The 24,713-nt window shown below is 34.0% G+C and carries 19 protein-coding genes; 14 read left to right on the forward strand and 5 right to left on the reverse strand.

Annotated elements, in window-relative coordinates; all coding sequences use genetic code 11:
• Positions 1-4: 4 nt before the first annotated feature.
• The 7 genes from U6A24_RS08085 to U6A24_RS08115 all read left to right on the forward strand — a co-directional run bounded on the left by U6A24_RS08085 (position 5) and on the right by U6A24_RS08115 (position 6,449).
• Positions 5-766, forward strand: coding sequence for a ParA family protein (locus tag U6A24_RS08085; protein WP_324179438.1), 762 nt, complete (start codon positions 5-7; stop codon positions 764-766).
• A gap of 22 nt (positions 767-788) precedes the next feature.
• On the forward strand, positions 789-1,781 hold the full coding sequence (locus U6A24_RS08090; RefSeq protein WP_324179439.1) for an eCIS core domain-containing protein: 993 nt from the start codon (positions 789-791) through the stop codon (positions 1,779-1,781).
• A 35-nt stretch (positions 1,782-1,816) separates the two neighbouring features.
• On the forward strand, positions 1,817-3,133 hold the full coding sequence (locus U6A24_RS08095; RefSeq protein WP_324179440.1) for an ATP-binding protein: 1,317 nt from the start codon (positions 1,817-1,819) through the stop codon (positions 3,131-3,133).
• 267 nt (positions 3,134-3,400) lie between these two features.
• Positions 3,401-3,817 carry an ABA4-like family protein gene (locus U6A24_RS08100; RefSeq protein ID WP_324179441.1) on the forward strand — a complete coding sequence of 139 codons (417 nt, stop codon included), beginning with the start codon at positions 3,401-3,403 and terminating at the stop codon, positions 3,815-3,817.
• Positions 3,818-3,819: 2 nt separating this feature from the next.
• The gene (locus U6A24_RS08105; protein ID WP_324179442.1) at positions 3,820-4,620 is read left to right on the forward strand and encodes a hypothetical protein; all 801 of its coding nucleotides are present in this window, start codon (positions 3,820-3,822) and stop codon (positions 4,618-4,620) included.
• A 10-nt stretch (positions 4,621-4,630) separates the two neighbouring features.
• On the forward strand, positions 4,631-5,716 hold the full coding sequence (locus U6A24_RS08110; protein WP_324179443.1) for a sensor histidine kinase: 1,086 nt from the start codon (positions 4,631-4,633) through the stop codon (positions 5,714-5,716).
• Positions 5,697-6,449, forward strand: a complete 753-nt coding sequence (locus U6A24_RS08115) for a LytR/AlgR family response regulator transcription factor (RefSeq protein ID WP_324179444.1) — start codon at positions 5,697-5,699, stop codon at positions 6,447-6,449. The genes U6A24_RS08110 and U6A24_RS08115 overlap by 20 nt, the downstream gene beginning before the upstream one ends.
• A gap of 4 nt (positions 6,450-6,453) precedes the next feature.
• Here the strand turns inward: U6A24_RS08115 and U6A24_RS08120 are convergent, their stop codons facing one another.
• Positions 6,454-6,948 (reverse strand): hypothetical protein, encoded by a 495-nt coding sequence (locus U6A24_RS08120; RefSeq protein ID WP_324179445.1) that lies wholly within the window; start codon positions 6,946-6,948, stop codon positions 6,454-6,456.
• Between the two features lie 280 nt (positions 6,949-7,228).
• Between U6A24_RS08120 and U6A24_RS08125 the strand changes: the two genes are divergently transcribed.
• Positions 7,229-9,454, forward strand: coding sequence for a DUF5916 domain-containing protein (locus U6A24_RS08125; RefSeq protein ID WP_324179446.1), 2,226 nt, complete (start codon positions 7,229-7,231; stop codon positions 9,452-9,454).
• Here the strand turns inward: U6A24_RS08125 and U6A24_RS08130 are convergent, their stop codons facing one another.
• From U6A24_RS08130 to U6A24_RS08140, 3 genes are all read right to left on the reverse strand, one after another.
• Positions 9,455-10,204, reverse strand: coding sequence for a LytR/AlgR family response regulator transcription factor (locus U6A24_RS08130; protein ID WP_324179447.1), 750 nt, complete (start codon positions 10,202-10,204; stop codon positions 9,455-9,457).
• Between the two features lie 7 nt (positions 10,205-10,211).
• Complete coding sequence (locus tag U6A24_RS08135; RefSeq protein ID WP_324179448.1) at positions 10,212-13,226, reverse strand: ligand-binding sensor domain-containing protein; 3,015 nt, start codon at positions 13,224-13,226, stop codon at positions 10,212-10,214.
• 211 nt (positions 13,227-13,437) lie between these two features.
• Complete coding sequence (locus U6A24_RS08140) at positions 13,438-14,010, reverse strand: hypothetical protein (RefSeq protein ID WP_324179449.1); 573 nt, start codon at positions 14,008-14,010, stop codon at positions 13,438-13,440.
• 230 nt (positions 14,011-14,240) lie between these two features.
• Between U6A24_RS08140 and U6A24_RS08145 the strand changes: the two genes are divergently transcribed.
• The 5 genes from U6A24_RS08145 (at position 14,241) to U6A24_RS08165 (ending at position 21,167) form a co-directional block, all read left to right on the forward strand.
• Positions 14,241-15,083 (forward strand): N-acetylmuramidase family protein, encoded by an 843-nt coding sequence (locus tag U6A24_RS08145; protein ID WP_324179450.1) that lies wholly within the window; start codon positions 14,241-14,243, stop codon positions 15,081-15,083.
• A gap of 146 nt (positions 15,084-15,229) precedes the next feature.
• Positions 15,230-18,145 (forward strand): ligand-binding sensor domain-containing protein, encoded by a 2,916-nt coding sequence (locus U6A24_RS08150; protein ID WP_324179451.1) that lies wholly within the window; start codon positions 15,230-15,232, stop codon positions 18,143-18,145.
• Complete coding sequence (locus U6A24_RS08155; RefSeq protein ID WP_324179452.1) at positions 18,132-19,238, forward strand: substrate-binding periplasmic protein; 1,107 nt, start codon at positions 18,132-18,134, stop codon at positions 19,236-19,238. The genes U6A24_RS08150 and U6A24_RS08155 overlap by 14 nt, the downstream gene beginning before the upstream one ends.
• A gap of 36 nt (positions 19,239-19,274) precedes the next feature.
• Entirely contained in the window at positions 19,275-19,748 is a 474-nt protein-coding gene (locus tag U6A24_RS08160) for an RNA methyltransferase (RefSeq protein ID WP_324179453.1), read from the forward strand.
• 75 nt (positions 19,749-19,823) lie between these two features.
• Positions 19,824-21,167, forward strand: coding sequence for an alanine/glycine:cation symporter family protein (locus U6A24_RS08165; RefSeq protein WP_324179454.1), 1,344 nt, complete (start codon positions 19,824-19,826; stop codon positions 21,165-21,167).
• 36 nt (positions 21,168-21,203) lie between these two features.
• Here U6A24_RS08165 and U6A24_RS08170 read toward each other — a convergent pair whose 3' ends face one another.
• Positions 21,204-23,219: an OmpA family protein gene (locus tag U6A24_RS08170; RefSeq protein WP_324179455.1), complete on the reverse strand. Its 2,016-nt coding sequence runs from the start codon at positions 23,217-23,219 to the stop codon at positions 21,204-21,206.
• A 212-nt stretch (positions 23,220-23,431) separates the two neighbouring features.
• On the opposite strand from U6A24_RS08170, the gene era reads away from it, so the two are divergent.
• Positions 23,432-24,313: a GTPase Era gene (gene era, locus U6A24_RS08175; protein WP_324179456.1), complete on the forward strand. Its 882-nt coding sequence runs from the start codon at positions 23,432-23,434 to the stop codon at positions 24,311-24,313.
• Positions 24,314-24,713: the final 400 nt, after the last annotated feature.

Consider the following 24,713-nt stretch of genomic DNA (forward strand, 5'->3'; position numbering starts at 1 on the left):
ACCTATGAAAGTAATCTCAGTAGCAAATTTTAAAGGAGGCGTAGGCAAAACTACAACGGCGATTAATCTGGCTGCAGGGCTACAAAAGAAAGGTAAAAAAGTATTGTTGATCGATGTCGATCCTCAAGCCAATCTTACTCAGTCATTGGGTATAACCGATACTATAGAAGATTCAATCTATACAGTGCTGCGTAAAGAAGCGTTTGGTGAAAAAACAAAGATTACCGAGGTTTTGATCCAGGCTTCTGGACTGGATTTGATTCCTGCTTCTCTGGATTTGGCTGGTGCCGAATTAGAATTGGCAAGTGTGTATGGAAGAGAACAAATTTTGGCACAATTAATCAAACCTATTAAGTCGTATGATTATGTGCTTGTAGATTGTCCTCCTTCTATGGGGATGCTTACTATTAATGCATTGGTGAGTAGTGATTTTGTATTAATTCCGTTACAGGCAGAATTCTTGCCACTTAAGGGAGTAAGAAGTTTTTTAAGCCATTTTGAATTAGTAAAGAAACTAAATAAACAAATTAAACTTATGGGGTTCGTACTTACAAAGTATGATTACCGCAAAAAAATGAACCAGCAAGTAAAAAAAGAGCTAGAAGATGAATTTAATAAGGAAATGATCTTTAAAACTCATATTCGTAGCAATATTGCACTTGCTAATGCCCAGGAAAGAGGGATGGATATTTTTAACTATGATAAAAACTCAAACGGAGCACAGGATTATAAAGAGTTAACTAAAGAGTTTTTGTCAAAATTTTAGATGAACTAAAAAGTGTAGAGAGATGAAAAGTACATCACGTAGCCGTCGGAACAAACGTCCTCATAATAATGAAGGAAAAGAGCATAAAGAGACATCTTTCTTTTCTAAAGAAAATAAACAACCATTTTTTAATACTGCCAATGGGAGTGCAGTTCAAACAAAATTAACGGTTGGTCAACCTGGCGATAAGTATGAGAAAGAAGCAGACAGTGTGGCTAATGCTGTAGTTGATCGAACATCAAAACCTAATATTAATGGAGCAGCCAATGGAATACAGCGAGAATCACTAGCTACTCCACAAGAAGACGAAAAGTTGGGTACAGCAGAACAGCGCATGGAAGAAGACAAACTGGTACAGGAAAAACCAAAGGTTCAGAAAATGAATGGTGAAGAAGAAGAGGCCGTACAGATGCAAGAGGAAGAAGATCCTGTTCAAGCCAAAGAAGAGGAAGAAATGGTAAACAAAATGGAAGAAGAAGAGGAGTCACTACAGATGATGGGTGAAGAGGAAGAAGAACCTGTTCAAATGATGGAAGAAGAAGAGCCGGTCCAGACCAAAGAAGAGGAAGAAATGGTAAACAAAATGGAAGAAGAAGAGGAGTCACTACAGATGATGGGTGAAGAGGAAGAAGAGCCTGTTCAAATGATGGAAGAGGAAGAGCCTTTGCAAGCTAAACACAAAAGTAAAAGTGGTGGAAAAAAAACAAACTCGGCATTATCGGATAAAATAAAAAACAAAGCAGGAAGTGGCAGAAAACTACCAAAACCTGTACAAAAAGAAATGGAAGGACATTTTAATAAAGATTTTAGCGATGTCAATATACATACCGGCAAGGATGCTGTAGAAATGAATGAAGCCTTGGGAGCACAGGCTTTTACTCACGGAAAAGATGTATATTTTAATGCTGGTAAATACAATCCAGATGCTACAGAAGGAAAACGATTGTTGGCGCATGAATTAACGCATGTGGTACAACAGAATAAAAAGGATTCGACCAAGAAAGCTTCAGAATAGCTGAAAGCTCTTTTATTTTAAGAAATATAATGACAATGAGCAATAATGCTGAATTTGATTATCTCAAGCAATTAATTCAATATCGATTACAAACTTATTTTAATAAAAATACGATTACCGTTGAGCCCAAACTACCATCGTTAAAAGAATGGGAATTGCATGTTCCCATAATTATAAAAGATGCTCAGCTTAGTGACATAGAAAAAACAATAATCATTTTGGCATTGTCTCCGCACTTCGACAGTGGTTTTTTGGATACAATTATTCAAGATGAATTATCTTCTAATGGAGATTTTCCAAAATTAGGAGGTGTTCGTGGTAAAAATTTTCGTGGTTTCCTTCCTACCGGCGAAACAGCTATGTTCTTATTAGGGGGTAATAGTCTTCAAAAGAGAAGAGGAATTCAAGAAATTTTTGATACCGATCATTTTTTTGCCAAAAAACGTATTCTTTGGTTAGAAGAAGCTCCCGAAGGAGAACCAAAAATGAGTGGAAAGATTGTTTTTTCGCAGGAATATGTCGAACTCTTTTTGCTGGGAAAAGTAAGTCGACCAGCATTTAGTATGAAGTTTCCTGCTCAAGTCATCGAAACCGAGATGAATTGGGATGATTTGGTTCTTAATGGCGAAACGCTTTCTCAAATACAAGAACTACAAACCTGGATTTCCCATGGTAATACATTGCTTAATGAGTGGGGGATGTATAAAAAACTGAAACCAGGTTATAGAGCCTTGTTCCATGGGCCACCGGGTACCGGAAAAACGTTAACAGCTACGTTGCTGGGTAAATATACAGGAAAAGATGTGTATAAAATAGATCTCTCAATGGTGGTGTCCAAGTTTATTGGAGAGACTGAAAAAAACTTGGCCAATCTACTGGCCAAAGCCGAGAAAACCGAAAATATATTGTTTTTTGACGAAGCCGACGCCTTATTTGGTAAAAGAACCAATGTACGTGATGCCCACGATAAATATGCCAATCAAGAGGTGTCTTATTTACTACAAAGAATTGAAAGTTATAAGGGTCTGGTTATATTGGCTTCAAATCTTAAAAGCAATATTGATGATGCTTTTGTTAGGCGTTTTCAATCAATTATACATTTTCCACTTCCAAAATTTTCAGAAAGATTGGCGATCTGGAAAAAAGCTTTTCCTTCAAAAATAAGATTTCATTCAGATGTTGATCTTACCTTAATTGCACAACGATATGAATTGTCTGGTGCAGAGATTATGAATATTGTTCAATATGCTTGTCTTTGTTCGCTAAAAGCAAATAAGAAAACCATTTATCAAACGGACATCATTAATGGGGTTCAGAGAGAGTTTCAAAAAGGAGGAAGAGTAATGAGGTAATACCTGGTAAAAAGATTTCTTCTTTAATAATTATATGAGTGTTTTGAATACATATAGGATTTTTTCTTTATCATCCTATAAATCCTTTTAAAACTCACAAATTTTTGGATAACCTGTTTCTATTCCACAAACAAAACTTCCGTATCAAAATAAACGAATAACAATTCAACTTCATTTAACGACGGTTGAACATAAAGTCGTTTTATTTTTTGTAGAACAATCACAAATTTGAGTCATTAATTAAACCAAACTTTTAAACTATTCATTATGACTCCTTCAGAAGTTTTTTCAGTAGCAGGAATGATTACAATGCCTATGTGGCTTTTGATGATTCTGTTGCCCAAATGGAAAGTCACTCGTTTCTTAATCGATTTCAAAGTAATTCCATTATTACTATCATTAATATATGCCCTCTATATTTTTCTAGCCATACAAATAGGAGGATGGATGGATTTTGGAAGTCTAGGTTCTGTAATGACTTTGTTTACAGAAGAAAATGCTGTGCTTGCCGGATGGGTACATTATTTGGCTTTCGATCTTCTTATAGGTATGTGGATGTTGGATCAGAATAAAAAACTAGGAATTCATCAAATACTAATGGCTCCTTGTCTTTTCGCAACATTTATGTTTGGTCCGGTAGGGTTTCTTCTCTTTTTCATTATCAAAACGATCAAAAAACAATAGTTATGAGTGACCTAAATAAAGTATTAAATACAGTAAAATCATCGAGTCCAATACTTTTTGGAATTGTAATGATTCATTTTTTCTTAGCTTTCATCTGTATAGGCGGACTATTAATAGATGACAGGATGTTAATGGGAGTGAATGTTTGGGTCAAACCTCTCAAATTCTCTATCTCTGGTGGGATTTATATTTTGACTTTAGGATATCTGATCACTCTATATCCATTCTCCAAAAGAAAGAAAAATGTAATTAACAACATGGTTTCTTGGACATTACTAATAGAAATTGGAATTATTTTTTATCAAGCAGCAAGAGGTGTAAAATCTCATTATAATCAGAGTAGCCTGTTTGATGGATTGCTTTTTGCGGCCATGGGAATATTGATAGCAATAAACGTTTTAATTATGGTTCTATTTATCATTGAGACTATTAGATTGCAATTAGGGGCAACCAAATCTGTACAAGTTGCCATATTAATAGGTTGGGTGGTAGTACTTTTTGGTAGTTGGGTTGGCGGACAGATGATTGGACAGATGTCACATAATGTTGGTGTGGTAGATGGTGGGCCTGGGCTACCATTGGTAAATTGGAGTACCATTGCCGGTGACTTGAGAATAGCACATTTTTTCGGATTGCATGGTATACAAATAATTCCGTTATTCGCATTATGGCTATCCAGAAAATGGAATACAGTGCATAGAAATCAAATCGTTGCAGTGATTATTTTTGGGTTGTTTTACGCAGGATGGATTGGTTTTACTTTTTATCAAGCTAAACAAGGAATACCGCTAATTAAGATGTAATAAAATTATAATGTTAGTCAATAAACAAAAAAGAATAAAATATTTAGGTTTTGATGACTTTTGGTTTATTGTCATAGGTGTTTTTGTTCTTAGTTTTGTAACAGACTATCTTTTTAGTAATTCTTCTTTTACTCGTTTGCCTTTTGTCGAGGCTGTATTAAATTGGAGTGTGTCGCTTTTTTTTTCGACTTGCGATTGGTTTATTCTTAGGGGAATTTTGATTTATTTTCGTAAAAAATATCCAGCCTTAAAAGATAGTGTAAAACGAAATTTATTATTATTTCTTACTATCATTAGTACAGTTATTATAGTGGATTTTGTTGGAGGAGTGCTTCTGTCATTGATGTGGGGTGTAAACTATAACCCCGTATCAAGATCCAAAATAGTTTTACCGGTTGTGGTGATAAGCACGATGACTATGGCTATATACGAAGCGGTTTATTACTATATACAACTCAAAAAATCCGTAAGAGAAGAAGAACAGACAAAGCGAGCTATTGTACAAGCGCAATTGGATACTTTACGAAATCAAGCCCAACCTCATTTTTTGTTCAATAGCCTTAATACCTTACGAGATATAATTGATCAAAACTCAAAAGAGGATGCAAAGCAATTTGTAGATAAATTATCTGATGTGTATAGATTTATACTAGAATCGGGGAATGTAAATTTAATCTCACTTAGAGATGAATTGAAATTTGCTAAAGCTTATATTCATATACAATCTGAAAGATTCGGGGATAACCTGAAATTGAATTGGAACATTTCTGATACTTCGTTGAACTATATGATAGCCCCTATGAGTTTACAACTGTTATTAGAAAATGCCATAAAACATAATGTGGTTTCCAAAATGAAACCATTGGTTATTCATGTAAAAACTGAAGATGATCGTTTGGTGGTTGAAAATAAAATTCAGTCAAAATCAACCAAGATGCCATCTACAAAAGTTGGATTAAAAAATATTGAAAAACGGTATGCATTGATTTCTGGCCAACCATTGCAAATCAAAAATGATGGAAATCGATTTATAGTTTCATTACCATTATTGAAAATATCAGATCAAAAGAATAGTTATGAACATATTGATCATTGAAGATGAACCAAGAGCTGTAAATCAATTACAAAGTATGCTCGAATTATGTGGTTTCGAATACGTTTTGTTGGACGTTATCGATACCGTTGAAGATACAATACAGTGGTTTCAAAAATATACAAAGCCAGATTTGGTCTTTATGGATATCCAGTTGGCTGATGGTCTCAGTTTTGAGATTTTTCAGAAAATTGAGATAGATAGTCCTATCATTTTTACTACTGCTTTTGATCAATATGCAATCCAAGCCTTTAAAGTTAATAGTGTAGATTATCTTCTTAAGCCCATTCAGCAAGACGAATTAGATAAAGCGTTAGAAAAGTTTAAGAAATCAAATAGATCGAGTTTGATTGAGCCTTCTATTTTAAAACAACTGCTCGGGAGTATGCAGGTGTCAAAAAGACGAGAAGGTATTTTGGTTAAAGAAGGAGGTGGGCTTGTTCAAATCAAAATTTCTGACCTCTTGTATATATATTCTCAGGATAGCATCACTTTTGGAGTAACGTCTAGCAAAAGATACATCATTAATGAAACCATGGATCAATTATTTGATTCTTTAGATGTTAATGAATTCTTCAGAATTAATCGTGGACAAATTGTTGCCAAAAACTCTATTTCCAAAATAGATTCTTATTTCAATCATAGAGTTAAGCTTTCAGTTATAAATCCTCGTGATCAGGAATTTATAGTAAGTAGACAAAAAACCAGTGATTTTAAAGTATGGATGAATACATAGCGTATTACTGTTCCAGAAACTGTTGCTTTTTTTGTTGATTTACACCTGTTTTATAACCACAATAAACCAAAAATACCAAAAGAAAAAGTTGAGAAATCAAGAAGATGTAAAACAGAATGTCTATAAAATCCTGAACAGGATTATTAACTATAATATTGTGGTTTTTTTTGTTATTAGCACCAAATGCATTTAAAAACGATAAACAATACATGTTTGTAATAATTACTAGTATTGTTGATATCATAAAACCAATATTCGCCGCTAGGTTTTTAAACTTTTTTCTAAGTATTCTTACTAGATAAACCCAGAAAAAGATATAGACGGCAAATAAGATAAAAAAGTAAAACTTTGATATTACGAAATAAGTATCGTGAATATTGATATCTATTGTGCCATTTTTCGAAAAGCTGTCTAACCCAAAAAAACTAAAGTTGAAAAGTACTATAAAAATGGCAGTTGCAAAGGCCCATATCGCTTCTTTTTTCTTAACTTTTTTCATCAGATAATAACGTATAAAATGTATAATATCTCTTATCGGATATGAACCTACAAAATATAAGTTTCATTTTTTGAAACAGGATCTTTTTATTTAACCATTTTCAAAGAATAACAGGTAAAAAGCAAAGTGACTTCTATAATATTGCCATTCAATATCTTTTTATTGATAATATTTGCCCCTAGTTTTTAAAAATTTTAACAAAAACTAAATTTGGGTATCCTATTTTTAGGGATCTTATAATCATTTGGTTTATGCAATTTAATATCCATTCAAAGATTTCATGATTAGGTTTTTGGTATTTTTAATTGGGATAAGTTCAGTTTCGGTTGGCTGGGCTCAAATAAATATCAATGAAAAAAAGTCTTTTGTTGTAGGTACCACTACCGAAGAAATCACCATTGATGGTGACCTAAAAGAGGTGGTATGGAGCAAGCTCATTCCTGCCAAAGATTTTGTGCAGTACTTTCCATCGGATTCGGTACGGGCTAAAGCCCAGACAGAGATTTATATGTGTACCGATAAGAAAAATTTGTATATCGGTGTAAAGTGTTATGCCGAAGGGAATGACTGGATTGTAAATTCTTTGCGCAGAGACTACAGGGCTGGGGGTGCAGATAATATTACCTTTTTGTTTGACACCTTCGATGATGGTACCAATGCTTTATACTTTGGAATTAATCCTGAAGGAGTACTAAGAGAGGGTATAATAAGTAACGGAGGAAATACGTTCCAGGATTTTTCAACTTCATGGGATAACAAGTGGCGAGGAGAAGCAAAGAAATATGATGGATACTATACAGCAGAGTTGGAGATCCCGTTTAGTACGCTTAGATATCCTACACCATCCAAAAAATGGGGGTTTTCTACCTATCGCTTTGATACCCAGTCCAACGAAATTAGTACGCATTCTGGCGTGCCACGAAACCAAATTGTATTTACCTTGGCATATCCTGCAGATATGATTTGGGAAGAAGAGTTAACCACCAAAAGTAGTGCAGTATCGCTGATTCCATTTGTATCTGCCGGTTATAACAAAGATTTTGAGGATGATACCCCAGCAGATGAGTTCCTTGAAGTAGGGGGAGATGCAAAAATTGCACTGTCACCTGGACTTAATTTGGATCTTACTGTGAATCCAGATTTTTCCCAAGTGGAAGTAGATGAGCAAATTACGAATCTGGATCGATTTGAAATATTTTTCCCAGAGCGCAGACAATTCTTTCTTGAAAATGCAGATCTATTTGGGCAATTTGGGTTTTCCAATATCAATCCATTTTTCTCAAGACGTATTGGCGTGGCCGAAGATGTAAATACCGAAGATCTGGTGCAAAACAGGATTTATGGGGGTTTGCGAATAAGCGGAAAACTTGATGCCGATACTCGAATCGGTCTTTTAAATATGCAAACTGCTTCCAGGGAAAATCAAGGGATTCCCGGTACTAATTACGGGGTGGCCGTGGTACAACGAAAATTGTGGACACGTTCCAACATTGGACTCATTGCCGTAAATAAGCAGGTGTTTGATTATGAAAAATTCGACACCCTTGATATTAATAGATATAATCGAATGGTTGGGGTAGATTTTAACTATGCCACCAGAGATAATACCTGGTCTGGTAAAACGTTTACCCATAGTACGTTTACCCCAGATGAAGATGTGGCTATTGCCCAGGGAAGTACCTTGAATTATAATACCCGTGAGTTTGGCATATTGTGGCAGCATGAATATGTAGACGAAGATTATAATGCTGAAGTTGGTTTTGTAAGGCGTACAGATTATTTTAGGATCAGCCCTGTTGCCGAACTACGATATTATCCACAAAACGAATTTTTGAACAATCACACCTATAGTGCCGAGGCCGATATTTTTTGGAGACCTGGTTTTGGGAAAACCGATCACTTCTTTTCAATAGGTTGGGGAGGAGAGTTTGCCGAAAGAGCGACTTTTGGTTTGAATCTGAATCATAACTACGTGTATCTTTTTGACCCATTTGACCCTACAGGAACCGATTCTTTGGAGCTCGATGCCGATCAGGATTTTTCATACTTCAGCTTTACAGGAAATTATCGCAGTGATAGACGCAAGGCGTTCAGTTGGAGTCTAAGTCCGTATATTGGAGAATATTTCAATGGTTGGCGATACGGGACAAGAGGGAATTTTACAATCCGTTATCAACCAAAAGGTTCATTTTCTTTAAATTACGCGGTTAATTATTTTGATCTGCCTCATCTTGACGGAAGCAGAGAAACTTTTTTAATTAGTCCGCGAATAGATTATACCTTTTCTAAAAGTTTGTTTACATCACTTTTTGTACAATACAATTCTCAAGATGACAATACTAATATCAATGCACGAATTCAATGGCGTTTTGCTCCTGTTTCTGACTTAATATTGGTGTACACAGATAATTTCCTAACTGGTGAAGTTGATCCGCTAGATCGTTTTGCATTTGATGTACGTACCCGTTCTATTGTACTTAAGGTTACCTATTGGCTTAATTTGTAGTTAACGGTGTAAGCGATCTAAGATTTCCATTACTTCATTCTTTTTACGAACCGAAACTGGAATGTTTTCTCCATTTTTAAGCATTAAATATCCCCCATCGGTTTTAATAAAAGCACTGATGCATTGCAGGTTTACCAAATGACTTTGATGTACTCTTAAAAACTGATAGTTTTTGAGCATATCTGCAAAATATTTTAAGGTTTTTGTTACAAAGATTTTTTGTCCATCCTGAAGGTAAAAAATAGTGTTGTTACTATCAGATTCACAGCGGATGATATCATCAAGATTTACAATAATAATTTTATCCAAAGTATGTAACGAAATCTTATCAGGTTTTTGCTCTGGCGCTGATAATGTATTTTTCAGAATATTAAGACGCTCACTATTGGGTTGTATTTGTTGTTTTGCTTTTTCTATGGCCTGTGCTAGTTCTTGGTTAGAATAAGGTTTTAACACATAATCAATAGCGGCAAACTTAAAGGCGCGAATAGCATATTCGTCACTCGCTGTTACAAAAATGATTTTTGATTTTAGCTCAGGAAATATTTCCAATACATCAAATCCAGTACCATCACCTAGCATTATATCTAGAAAAAGAATATCGGGTTCGGTATTGCGCAATGATTTTGCTGCTTCAACAACGCTTTGAGCAGTATCTATTATTTTTATTTCCGGATGATTGGTCTGCAAATCACTTTTTAAAAGTTGAAGTGCATCGGCCATGTCTTCTACAATAATTGCTGTTAGCATAATTTTATCAATAGTCAGTTTCTAGTGGAATTTTAAATGCAATCTGTGTTCCTGCAACAACATTCCCTTTATTTATAATTTCCTTAATATTTAATGAATCTTTTCCCGAAATGGACTCTAACCTTTCACGGGTTACAGTAAGTGCCATAGATTGATGGTCGGTATTGGTTTTTGTTTTTTGTGACTGAAAAATACCTTGACCATTATCTTTTACGGTACAATGTAAGAACTCATCGGTTGTATGGAACTCAATTTTTAATTCTCCATCCCTGCTACCCTTTAGAATTCCATGTCTAACGGCATTTTCAACAAAAGGCTGTATAAGCATTGGCGGAATTAGTATTTCTTCAGGGTCCAAATCAGAGTCTATAGAAATTTCATAAGTAAATGGTTTGCTAGCCATCAATTGTTCGATTTCTATATAATGTTTTAAAGTTTGTATTTCTTGATCTAAGGTAATATAATCTTTTCTCGAATTGTATAAAGTTTCTCTTAATAACGTAGCAAATGTATTGATAGTACTATTCATACGTTGGGGATTACTGGTCCCCATAGCTTTTATTCCGTTAAGCACATTAAAAATAAAATGAGGATTCATCTGTAATCGTAGTGCTTTTTGTTCCAAAGATAGTAGGTGGTTTTGCATTTGCAGTCGCTCTCGTTCTTCTTTGTTTTTTTGTTTTACTCTTCGTATATAGGATAGAGCGTATCCTCCCACAATCATTAATATACCAGCCAATACAGCTAGTTGAAACCATGCTTTTTTATATATTGGGCTATCGATAAAAAATCTAAAAGTTACAATGTCAGACTCTTCCCATCTATAATTTCGGGACTGTGCAGAGAAATAATGCGCCCCATAGGCCAATCCTGCCAGGTTTTGCTTGCTTTCTGCTGACCACGGACTCCATTCTGAATTATTTAATCTAAAACGGTATTCAATATCATTGGGATGATCAAGATCTACAGTTTTATAGCTAAATGATAATTCGGTTTGATTGGGTTTTAATTTCAAAACTTTATCGCTACCGATCCACGTATTAAGGTTAATTGAATCTAAACTGCGATACGCTACTTCTACATCTTCAAAAAATAATCTGGGTTTAATGGTAGCTTTTGTACTTTCTGTCGGTTTGTATTTTGTAAGTCCATAAATGGCGCCAAACCAAAGGTTACCTTCATCATCTTTGGTTACTGCATTAAGACAGGTTTCTATTCCTAGGAACCCATCATTACGTCCAAAATGAAAAATATCTACAATATCATTTGATTGATTAAGCTCAATTTTATCTACTCCCCTTTCACTTCCTGCCCATAAATTTCCCTGGTCATCAAATATCATTTGGTAAATGTTATCAGAGTAAGGTTTTTTTCTTCCTTTTAATTTTCGAACAGATACTTTATCAAGATCGGACCACCAGATTCCTCTTCCTGCAGTACCAATAAACATTTTGTCTTTATGAAGAAGTAATGTACTTATAGAAGTTTTTTGATTTAAAACGTTTCCTAGGTGAGTGACCCGTCCATTTTTGATGTATCCAAGATGTCCATTTTGAGTAGCATACCAAATTTTACCCAAAGAATCCTGTGTCATATAACTTATTTGCAGATCCTTAATACCATTTTTTCGATCAAACTTTTTTACTCTTAATAAGCGTTTTTTTTCTTTGTCATACCTAAACCTAATAATACCTGTAGAATATGAGGCAGCCCAAATGGTATTATTGTCAACGAGAATTGTCCTAATCCAGTCTGAAGGTAAACCATTATCTCTGTCTATTACATGATTGGTATATATGGTTTTTTGTATTGTGTCTATTTTTACAATAGAATCATTTTTTGATTTTTTTATGGCACTGCTATCAATAACAATACTATCAAACTTTTTGATCTCTTTAAAAAGCATCCCTTTCCCATCGGTTCCGGCCCATATGTTCCCCGATGCATCACTGGTAATGGTCTTAATTTTTACTTCAGATAACCTTTCGTCTTGCTCTATATGTTGAATTCCTGAGGAATCTATTTTAACAAGTCCAGCTTCAGAATTTGAAGCCCAAATTTCATTCATGGAAGTATGAATAGCATAAACGCGATTCCCCTTTAAGCCCGTATTTTGGTCATAGTGAATAAAGTTATTTTGGAAATATTTATAAAATCCACCACCTGAAGTAGCGATCCAAATATTGGATTGGCGGTCCAAAATACTTTTTCTAATATGCGAAATGGTAAGACCATTTTTTCTATTGATATTTCTTAAATGTTTACGCTTATCGGCATTAACAATGCTAATACCTTCATTGTCTGTAGCAAACCACAGTTCGTTGTCATTATGTACAGAAATGTTGGTTACTCGCAAAGGTTTGGAAATCCAATAGTTTCCATACGATTTTGCATTAGTATTTAAAACCAGCACCCCTTGATTAAATGCAGCAGCAAAAACTTTATTGTTATAAAAGATAGCTGCTGTAAAATCATGAGCACTATGTCGCTCGATTATACTGGCATTTTTTTTAATAGCATTTAGTTTCCAAAGACCTTTATTGGTTGCTATCCAATATAACCTGCCATCAAAAACAATGTCATTAATGATACTAGTATTAATTTTCGGGTTTAATTTTATCTTTCTTAAACCAACATTTTTTTCGTAGCTGTAAATTCCAACATTGGTAGCCAAGTATGTTTGGTTTTTTATTCGACAGATCTTATTAATTCGTGGTCCTTCAAGATTGGTAAATTTGTCTTTGGTTTTTATAGAAAGGCCACGTTTAGTACCAATAAAGAGGCTGTCGTTTACAAAAGTTAGAGCATGAATATAATTGGATTGCAATCCATGGGTCTCATTCCATATTTTAAATTCTTCTCCATTAAATCGACAAAGTCCACCCCCTTGGGTTCCGAGCCATAAATATCCCATTTCATCTTGTATAAGATCGTAGACTTGTGATTGTGGTAAACCATCTTCTAGCGTAAATGCTCTTAACCTATTGTTTTGTGTATAGGCGTCTCCAATAAAAAGCAGCATGAGCACAACAAAAAGAAATATATGGCGGTTTTTGTTCATAAAAGAAACTTGAGGTTGATAACAAATATAATCAAACTGATTTTTGGTTAAAATAGTACGTTTAAAATACTTTAAAAACAAAACCGACAATGCCTAAAAAGGATTGTCGGTATAATAAACAAAAGTTTCCCCCTTTTTGTTTATCAGATTGAGTTGTGTAAAGAATAAAATTTTAGTAACCCGTTATGGCTGTGGCTTTAGAAAAACCTACTGTGGTATTATCATTCCAAGCAAAGCTTTGTTTAAGGTTTACATATTTTATATCTGATGTATTTTTGTAAAAAGTTTGTGTGCGTAAAATATTTCCTGCAATGCCATATTCCTGATTTGGAAATATATATTGATGGTCTGTGTCAGAATTTTCGCAATACACATTTTTAAGTTCGGGTAATTCGATTACATCGTTGTTTTCTCCTACCATAAAATAATATGATTCTACGTGAGCACAACATGCTAGATATTCTACCTCCATCTTAATCACCTCAGAGATCCCTTCTAATCCAGGATTCTCTAAGGTGGTAATAAAGATGTCCTCAAAAAGCTCTGTGTCTGAAATGGTAAGCGTAGATATTATATCGGAGCTCTCACCTGCGCGAACCAAATTAACCACATAAGCAGGGTAATCTTGTCCCTGATCTGAAATTTCAGTAGTAACAATATACTTTTGGGTTTCACTAAATCCTTTCTGGGCATGGATAAACTGAAAACTTTGAAACAGAATAATAATTATGGCTAATTTTTTCATAACAGCTTATTTTGAGGTTGGCTATTTGAATATAAAAGTAGTACCAAAATTGTTGTTTACGATTGGCTATTTAGAATTCGTTACCGTTTAATTAGAATTCGTTTTTTTTGAACAAATGCAGAATTCTCGGTTTTTTATATGTACCTTCAGAATGCTAAAACAATAATCTTAAAATCTTGATTCATATTATCGTATTCAATGGGATATTTGAATTTATAAATCTGTATTAAATGAAAACAATTCGTTACCGTTCACGTGGAGAAGAAGTTCATTATTTGGAAGAAATTTTAACCAAACTAGGCTACAACGTTTATGTGTCTAATTTTTTTGGAAAAGATACGCATGAAGCTGTAAAGGATTTTCAATCAAAAAATAGTTTGGTTGTAGATGGTATTGTTGGTCTTAAATCGTGGTCCAAACTTATTGAAGCAGAAAAGAACTTAACTGTATTTAATGATAAGTTTTTGTCTGAGCAAGACATGAAGGATTTTGCAAATCAATTTGGGTTAGAACTGGCGATGGTAAAAGCGGTAAATGAAGTCGAAAGTAGAGGTAAAGGCTTTTTGGTATATGGTCGTCCGGTCATTTTATTTGAAGGACACATTTTTTGGCGCGAGCTCGAAAAACGAGGGGTTAACCCTGCGCAATATGTTTCTCAACATACAAAAAATGTATTGTACAAGAAATGGACAAGATCTCATTATAAAGGAGGATCAGGAGAATATGATCGCCTTGAAAAAGCGGCAGGAATATCAGATTTATCTGCCTTTCATGATGCAGCTTATTGTGCTGCTTCTTGGGGCGCCTTTCAAATTATGGGATTTCATTATGAACATTTGGGGTATGCTTCTATTGATCATTTTGTATCCGAAATGTATGAACATGAACGAGAACATCTTAAAGCTTTTGGAAAATTTATAGAAAAAACATCCTTCAAAGGCAAAAAATTAATTGACTGGATCAAAGCGAAAAATTGGGCCAAATTTGCAGAAGGTTATAATGGCCCTGGCTATAAGAAGAATAAATATGATATCAAGTTGAAAAATGCCTATGTTAAATATAGTGCAGGTTGATATGTGGTAGTAATGGATAGTAAATACCCGTAGTTATAATCATCTAAAATATAAGTCTTCATTTTAAAGGAGTTTTCAACTATAGCGTTGACAATTAAAGGATTAAAGTAATTTTAGTATCTTTAAGAGATAATCTTCTGTTGTCTATGAAGAACAGGTATCTCTTTGCACTACTTTTACTTACCTTCAACTTTTTTACAGTATTGGGACAAAAGTTTAGGTACATTACCTATAAGGACAAAGATGCTCCTTTTATAAAAGTCAATCAAGTTATACAAGATTCTCATGAGTATATGTGGATTGCAACAGACCAAGGTTTGTATAGGTTTGATGGGAGATCTTTTGAAGATTATAATACTTCTTTGCGTAGCAGATATATAAAATCAATAATCGGTTGGAAAAAAGACACCTTACTTTTTTCTAATGATACTGGGGTTTTTAAACTATTCTATAAAGAAGATAGGCCAGAAATAGTACCTTTTCTTCAGGGAAATACAAGGGAAGAAAGTTTGCATTATCCCGGTAACTTATTCAAAGATACCAAAGATAGGTTATGGATTGCTCAACTTGATGGTAGCATCTTTCTTAAAAATGAAAAAAAAGAGCCCTTGTTTAAACTTACTTTACTTCAAAATCAAAAAACACCCAATTTTTACTTTGCTGAAGATAAATTTGGTACAATATGGATACTTTTACCCCAAGTAGGGTTGTATTATTTTTCTGAATCAGAAAAGAAATTGGTCAAGCATACAGATTTTGAGAATGTTTTTCATTTTTATGTGGAAAACGATACTATATGGTTGATTGGGAATCAGATTTCGAAACTTCAGGTTAGTCCCACTCAACAAGTAATTCATCAAGAACAAGTAGATAATCAGGGACTTTATTTTTATCATATTAGTAAAGATTTGGCAGGAACATTTTTTCTTGCTTCAGATCAGGGAATTTATACATTTCAAAATGATCAAAAATATACCTTAAAAAAAGTATTCGGATCCAATGATCCACACCGGGTAGAGCAACTTCCGTATGAAGCTATTAATCATCTTTATTTTTCTACTGATCAGATCAGACCCGGCGGTAAAGTATGGATAAGTACCTCTAGCGGATTAGGTTTGTTGTGGTCCAGCTTTTTTCAGAATGTATCCGGAATGTCACACGACAATGTATTCAGTATGAGTGCCGGCCCCAATAATGAAGTTTTTATATCACAAGGTAATGTAAATCGAATTACCAATATCGATGGTAACGTGGACTATAATCAAGTTACAGGAATAAATGGAGTAACTGCAATTACCACATATGAAAATAATGTATGGTATGGTACGTCCGACGGAAAAATTATGCATTATAAAGATGAAAATATTCAAACTACTTATGATTTAAAAGATCGTGGTGGAGGTGTGTTTTATATGTTTGCCGATCATATGGGGGAAGTTTGGTTTTGTCAAGCGCCAACTGATCAACCCATTGTGGGAGTAGCAAAAATTGGAAATGACGGAAGACTAACCTTATATGATGAAGCAAATGGTCTGGTAAATCGAATACTTGTAGTTAATGAAGGTGGTCGATCTGAATTATACGTAGCCGGGATTGGTAAAAAAAGTTATTTGTATAAGTACAATAGAGTAACCAATGCTTTTGAGAATAAGAGCTTGGCATTTTCGTTTAAGGTAAGTGGTAATTTTGAAGTTCACGACCTTGCAATTGATCAAAATGGAATTGTTTGGTTAGGAACCACAGATGGTCTTTTAAAGTATGATACAGAAAGGGTACAAAGAGTAGATCTGGGATTATTTACCAAAACTGAAATTCGATCGGTTTGTGTTATTCCCGGTGGAGGGCTATGGCTCGCAACAGATACCAATGGTTTGGTTCATCTGGATAAAGAAGGGAATTATGCCTTTTTTGATGAAAAGAGTGGCACACCTTCAAAAGTGGCTTCTTACCGAAGTATGATTATGGATAGTAGTAATCATCTTTGGGTAGGTACGGCTGAAGGAGCCGTCTACTCATCACAATCAAAACCTAAACCTCTTATTACCAATACACCAATTCTTAACGAGGTATATGTTGATGACAAACCAAAGGAAGTAAATTTCAAACTTAGTTTACCTGAAACCTCTCAAATTAGATTGAATTTTAATTCGATTACTTACCCAGGTGATGATATTAATTATCAATATAAAATTTACGATAAAAACACTTTTGAAGATCAGATAATTGAAATCCAATGGTCAATGCCCAGTGAAGAGGATCAAATCACGCTCCAAAACCTAAAAGGTCAGAAATATGATTTGTTAATTCGTGCAGAAAAACCAGGAGGGTATTCCTGGAGTGTTCCTTTAAAAATTGATCTTGAGGTGAATAGAAAGTGGTATAAAACATTATGGGGAAATATCTCGATTTTAATCATAGGAATATTTGGATTATGGTATTTTTTACGGTTATGGGTATTTAGAAAAACAAAAAATCTCAAGACTTCACTTTCTATAAAGCAAAAAGAACTTCATGAAAAAGAAGAAGCACTTATTTCCCAAAGAAGAACGCTAAAACATCAAATCGAAGAATTAAAAAATACAGGAACTAATATTTATCTTTTGTATCGTTTACTAAGACAGATTCCAGAAAATAGTTATTGGAGTGAAGCTATTTTGGTTTTGACAAAATTAGTTGAATTACCAACAGGAGTAGATGCTTTTGCAATTGCTTTCAAAAAAGGAGAAGAGTTATGGCACCGTGGTCGTTCTCGAGAAGGTATCGCTATATCAGATCGTAAAGAAGAATTTAACGAAAAGGAAAGTTTAAGTACTTACGTGTTAATAGGGAATAAACCTATACTAATAGGTGATTTTGGAACTGAAGCCGAACAATATATAAGTAAAAAAGAAGACGAGGGTTATTTGTCGAGAATTTTGGTCCCATTTATTCAAAAGCAAGGTAACGAAGCCGTTTTTTGTATTTATGGAAAAGAAAAAAACAAGTTTACACAAAGGGATCTCACATTAATTCAAATATTAACAGCTTTTCTTTCAATCACTATAATAGATGAACTCCGTTAATATAAGTATAAAGGTCAAAGTAAGGCTTTTGTTGTTTTTAATAATGATGATACTCGATGTCGATGCTCAAGCCAGTTTCGTAAAAGATACCCTATTAGTTGGAGTACATCAAGACCCTCCTTTTATTATTAAAAATTATGAAGGCGAGTTTGAAGGACTTTCTATAGATCTTTGGGACCATATTGCCAATGAAATTGACGTTAAATATCGATATGTTGAGTATTCTGATGAGGTAGGTATAGTAAGAGCATTAGATTACAAAGAATTGGACATTTCAATTAACCCATTGGGCAATAGCCCTCAAAGAATTGATAAGTTTGCAGTAAGTCAACCTTTTTATATTTCTAGTATCGGAATCGCTGTAACGACCTTAAGTCGTAGTCAATTTCAAATTTTTGTAGACAATTTTTTTTCAAGAGATTTTTTAAATATCATATTGTTACTGCTGTTGATTTTACTTTCCTTTGGAACGATTCTATGGTTCGTAGAGCACAAACAAAATAAACATCAGTTTCGGCCAGGTGTTTTGGGATTGTTCGATGGACTTTGGTGGGCAGCAGTTACCATGACTACTGTAGGGTATGGTGATAAATCTCCAAAGTCTAATGTGGGAAAGACCATAGCAATTATCTGGATGTTTACAGCCGTAATCATTATTTCAAGTTTTACGGCAACAATAGCTTCTACGCTTACTGTTAATACTTTGGATGCCAAAATCACGGGTCTCGAAGATTTAAAGGCAATTAAAAAAATTGGAATAGTTGGAGCTTCCGAGGGTGAAGACTTTATGCTTCAGCATGAGATGATTCCATATCAGGTGTATAAAACACCATTACAAGCTTTAAGAGCATTAGCAAGAAAAGATATTAATGTAATGATACATGATAAAACCTCAATAGAATATTTACTTCAAACAAATCAATTAGGAAGCAAGGCAACACTTCTACCCTTAACATTTAACCGACAATATCGTAGTTTTATAATGCCAAAATCGCATTCTCATTTTGATGAAGTCAACAAGTTTTTAATAGCTCATATTCAGGATCTTTCCTGGAACGCAATATTGCAAAAGTATAATTTGGATCAGGATTGATAAGGTTTGCATTGATCTTTTTATAATTTTACATCCATGATTGATAATTTCGAAAACGAATTTTTTGGTATTGGTATCCAAAATGGAAAAACCCCTGAGAATCTAGGAGTATTATGGCGCTCTGCTCAAAATATGGGAGCAAGTTTTATTTTTACTATCGGAAACAGATATGCCAAACAAGCCAGTGATACTCATAATGCGGTAAAGGCAATGCCTTATTTTCATTATAATACATTTGAAGATTTTTATCGCCATTTACCCAAAGGCGCTATGCTTGTGGGAGTCGAATTAACAGAAGATGCAGAGCCTTTAGAAACCTTTCAACATCCTAAAAGATGTGTGTATTTATTAGGAGCTGAAGATCACGGATTATCAAAAAAAGCTATCGAAAAATCTCAATTTTTAGTAAAATTTAAATCAGAGTTAAGTATCAATGTTGCAGTAGCTGGTAGTATCATCATGTATGACCGCGGAATTGATAAACCTCGATTTATTCGAGCTGCCCATTGATTTTGAAACTTTTTGCACTCACTGTGATTACGAATTCTTCAATTTTTATTCTATTTTTATACTAACTATAAATTTATGTTCGATACACTTGAAGGCCTTATCGCAAGTTTTAGTTCCTGGGTTTGGGATTGGCCTTTATTAGTATTGCTTATTGGAGGAGGGCTTTTTTTTCTAATTTACTCACAATTCACTCCATTTTTCTACTTTAAACATGCTGTTAATGTTCTCAGGGGTAAGTATGATACAATAGATGCTCCCGGCCAATTAAGTCATTTTCAGGCATTATCTTCGGCTATTGCTGCGACTGTTGGTATGGGAAACATTAGTGGTGTTGCGGTAGCGATAGTAATGGGAGGCCCGGGTGCTGTGTTTTGGATGTGGATAAGCGCAATAATTGGGATGGCTACCAAATTTTACACTTGTTCATTAGCGGTAATGTATCGTTCAAGAGGTGACAATGGTACATTATTAAGTGGCCCAATGTATGTAATAACCCAAGGCCTGGGCAGAAATTGGAAGCCGCTGGCAGTACTATTTGCCCTGGCGGGTTTGGTCGGGACACTTCCTGCATTTACGACTAATCAATTGACACAAACTTTGGTAGATGTTCTAGACCTAAATGAAGAGTTTAAATGGTATATAGGGATAGCCCTTGCCGTAATTGCATCTATAGTTATTTTGGGTGGAATAAAAAGAATTGGGATCGTCGCTAGTAGATTGGTGCCTTTTATGGTGGTACTCTATTTTGTTACGGTTATTACAGTTTTGGTAGTGCAGATTAAAGTTGTTCCCGAAATGTTTATGCTCATTTTTTCCGATGCATTTTCTGGAGAAGCTGCCGCTGGTGGTGCTTTGGGGTATCTTATTAAAACTGGAGTAAAAAGAGCAGCTTTTTCAAACGAAGCAGGAATTGGAACCGCCCCAATGATGCACGGAAATGCCAAAACCAGTGAACCTATTCGCGAAGGATTAGTAGCTATGTTGGGTCCTGCTATCGATACTTTACTAGTATGTACTTTGACCGCTTTGACTATACTTTCTACTGGGGTTTGGCAGCAAACAGATGATAACGGGATATCCTTAACACTTCAGGCTTTTAATTCGGTTTTACCTTTTGGATTAGGAGATATTGTCGTGGTAATTATGGTGTTGGTATTTGCATTTTCAACCTTATTCTCATATTCTTATTATGGAACTACTTGTCTCGGATTTTTAACCAAACCAAAGTATGGAAAGTACTATAATTACATCTATATTTTATCAATAATTATAGCGGCAGTAGTGAAAATTGATTTTGCAATTAATCTCATTGATAGTGCATTTGCAATAATGGCAATTCCAACAGTTTTTTCGGGGTTATTATTGGCACCTAAGGTTAATGCAAGGGCAAAAATTTATTTTAATGCATTGAAGAAGTAATTTTTTGTGGTTTTGATGTAAAGAAATATGGTTAGGTTACTCCCACACGATAAATTCGCTTCTGCGATTCTCCTGGTGTTCTTCTTCTGTACAAGGTACATCATCGATACATTTATTTAATAGTCTTCTTTCCCCATATGCTTTACCTCTTATGCGACGCCAGTAAATCCCTCCTTCTTCTACAAGGTATTTAACAGTTGCACGCATCCTTTTTACACTTAATCTTTTGTTATACCAATAACTGGATCTACTATCGGTATGCGATCTAACTTCAATTTTTAATTTGGGATATTTCTGCATGGCCGAAATGATTTTTTGTAATTCAACCTCGGCTTTGGGGGTAATTACAGAATCATTTAAAGCAAAATAAATAGGTTCTAATTTTAATGTTTTTGAAAGATCATCTCCAACATTTACTTCAATAGAAGTTAGTAATATGTTGTCTGAGTTTAATGGGGTTAAAGGAAGCGATATTTCGTTAACAAATTCAAAACTATCGTCTGTGCTTAAAGATACTTCTCTGGGATTAAATTGATCCAAAGAAGTTCGTATTAAATATTCTTCAGAACATTTTACTTCAAATTCATATTCTCCAAGGCTATTAGACGTGTTTTTAGATATTTTATTACCTTCTATATCTAATAATGTAATATTTACATTCGGTAGACTTTCGTTGGTTTCGTTATTCGAGATGATACCTTTAATGTATTGCTTGCAAGAAGTGATTAAATCTTTGGTTTGTTTGATGCCATAGATATCATCATTTCCTTTTCCTCCTTTTCTATTACTTGCAAAATATCCTATTTTGGTTTCTTCATTAATTACGAAGGTAAAATCATCCTTGGGACTATTGATCGGTTTACCAACATTAAATGCTTTTGAAAACCCAGATTCTTGAGGCAGGCTTACAAAAATGTCTAATCCACCAAGGCCAACATGGCCATCACTAGAAAAATAAAGTTCTCCACTATTACTTATATAAGGGAATGTTTCACGCCCTTCGGTATTGATATTCTCTCCAAGATTTTTGGGAACGCCATATGCTCCATTTGGTAATATGTCTACCACAAAAAGATCCGATTTTCCTAATGTACCAGGCATATCACTTGCAAAATAAAGCTTCTTGCCATCTAGACTAACAGAGGGATGAGAAACAGAATAATTATCACTAGAAAATGGGAGCTCTATAATGTTGGTCCATTTCCCATCTTTTAGGGTCGCTTTATATAGTTTTAATAAAACGACCCCTTTCTTACTTGTTCCAAGCTTATTGTTGGTATAATTATTTCTGGCAAAGTATACAGTCTGCCCATCTGCCGTAAAACTAGTTGAGGATTCATGGAATTTAGTGTTAATTTTACCTTTCAATTTTTTGGGATCAGTCAGGTTAATATTATCATTTTTAATATCTGCAGAATATAGATCTAAAAAAGGCATCTTGTTCCATCCATGAAGTTTGGACTTTTTGGATTCTTTGCCTCGGGAAGAAGCAAATACAATTTGATTTTGATTATTAAAACTAGGAGCGTATTCAGAATTTCTTGAATTTATGGCAAGTGTAAATAATTCAAATCTGCCAGATTGTATTTCGATAAAACTCAGATAATCTCTTTTATTAATAAAAGAGGTAGCTCTTTTGTCAGTTCCAGTGCTATCATAAAACTGTTTCATTATTTTATCGGCTTCTGTATAACGTTCTGAACTTTTTAAACCTTGGGCATATTTAAATAAGTATTCAGGATCAAGGTTTTCGGGGTATTCTTGTATTAATTTTTCGTACCATTCTACAGAAGTCTCAAGTTCTCCATTAAGATAAAATGAATCCCCTAATTTTTGATATAAACCAGGTGACGAATATCCTTTTTGAGCAACGTCAAGATAGATAGCCCGTGCATCGATATATGCAAAAGCTTTAAATTTTTCATCTGCCTTGGCTAATTGTTGATTGTAATCCTGAGAAATGCCTTTAAATGATGTACAAAGAAGAATGAAAAAGAAAGTAAAATTAATCTTAGTACATCCGAAATTATTATAGAATAAGTAGTTTTTCAAAGTTTCCCGTATTTAGATAATTAACTCGTTTTCACGGGGTTTTTGAAAACATATCAGAAATAAATTTATAAAAAAAAAATTAAACTAAATATTAATTCATCTGTGATTCTTTAATGACTTTGTTTTTTTATCGTACAGAAAAAATAATATTCCAAGAAAGAATTTCTTTCATATTTATTATTCATCTACCTTTGCGTCAAAATAGCAGTAAAATGAGTCATAAGGCAGGTTTTGTAAATATTATAGGCAACCCAAATGTGGGTAAATCTACTTTAATGAATGCTTTTATTGGTGAAAAGTTATCTATTATTACTTCAAAGGCACAAACAACCAGACATAGGATTTTGGGTATTGTTAATGGAGATGATTTCCAGATGATCTTATCAGATACGCCAGGTATTATTAAGCCAGCTTATGAATTGCAAGAATCAATGATGGATTTTGTGAAATCGGCTTTTGAAGATGCAGATATCCTTATTTATATGGTAGAAATAGGAGAGAAAATGCTAAAAGATGAAGCGTTTTTTAAAAAGATTACCTCTGCAAAAATACCAGTATTTCTTCTGATTAATAAAATAGATCAATCTAACCAGGAAGAATTGGAAGAACAAGTACAATTTTGGTCAGAAAAAGTTCCGAACGCCGAAATATATCCTATATCCGCATTAGAAAATTTTAATATCAAACAAGTGTTTGATCGTTTGGTTACTCTTTTGCCAGCTTCACCTCCTTTTTATCCAAAAGATCAACTAACAGATAAGCCCGAGCGATTTTTTGTAAATGAGGCAATACGCGAAAAGATATTGATTCATTATAAAAAGGAGATTCCTTATTCTGTCGAAGTAGAAACCGAAGAATTTTTTGAAGATGAATCTATTATTAGAATTCGTTCTGTGATAATGGTAGAAAGAGAATCTCAAAAAGGTATTATTATTGGGCATAAGGGATCTGCGTTAAAAAAAGTTGGAATTGAAGCCCGAAAGGAATTAGAAAAATTCTTTGGTAAGAAGATACATATAGAGCTCTATGTAAAAATCAATAAGAACTGGCGCAGTAATCAAAATCAGTTAAAACGATTTGGATATAATAATTAAGATGCTTGTAAATCAGCTAATAAAGCTATCTGTTTTTGTTATATGTTCAAAATAACGAAGAAACACATTAATGCTACTCTGTACAAGCAATGATTTTATTTATAATATGGCTTTCAGTAGAATTTTCTTACGAGTTTAAATAAGAGTTTTCTTAACTTTTACTTCCTGATATCCAGTTATTTGACGTGTAAGAATATTGTTTTAAATGTAAGGAAAAACAAATAAAACATGTATTTTGTAGACGAAATATTGTATTTTGTCGTTTTTATTGTTTTTGTTACAGGTTTTCAACCGTTAATATATATTTTAGTTGTCCAAAATTTAAAAAATGCCCTAAATTATGATAAAACATTACTTCTTCACACTTTTTTATTCTAATCACAAAATTCTATAAGTAAAG

It is taken from the genome of Aquimarina gracilis, assembly GCF_035285365.1.
Classification (GTDB): domain Bacteria; phylum Bacteroidota; class Bacteroidia; order Flavobacteriales; family Flavobacteriaceae; genus Aquimarina; species Aquimarina gracilis.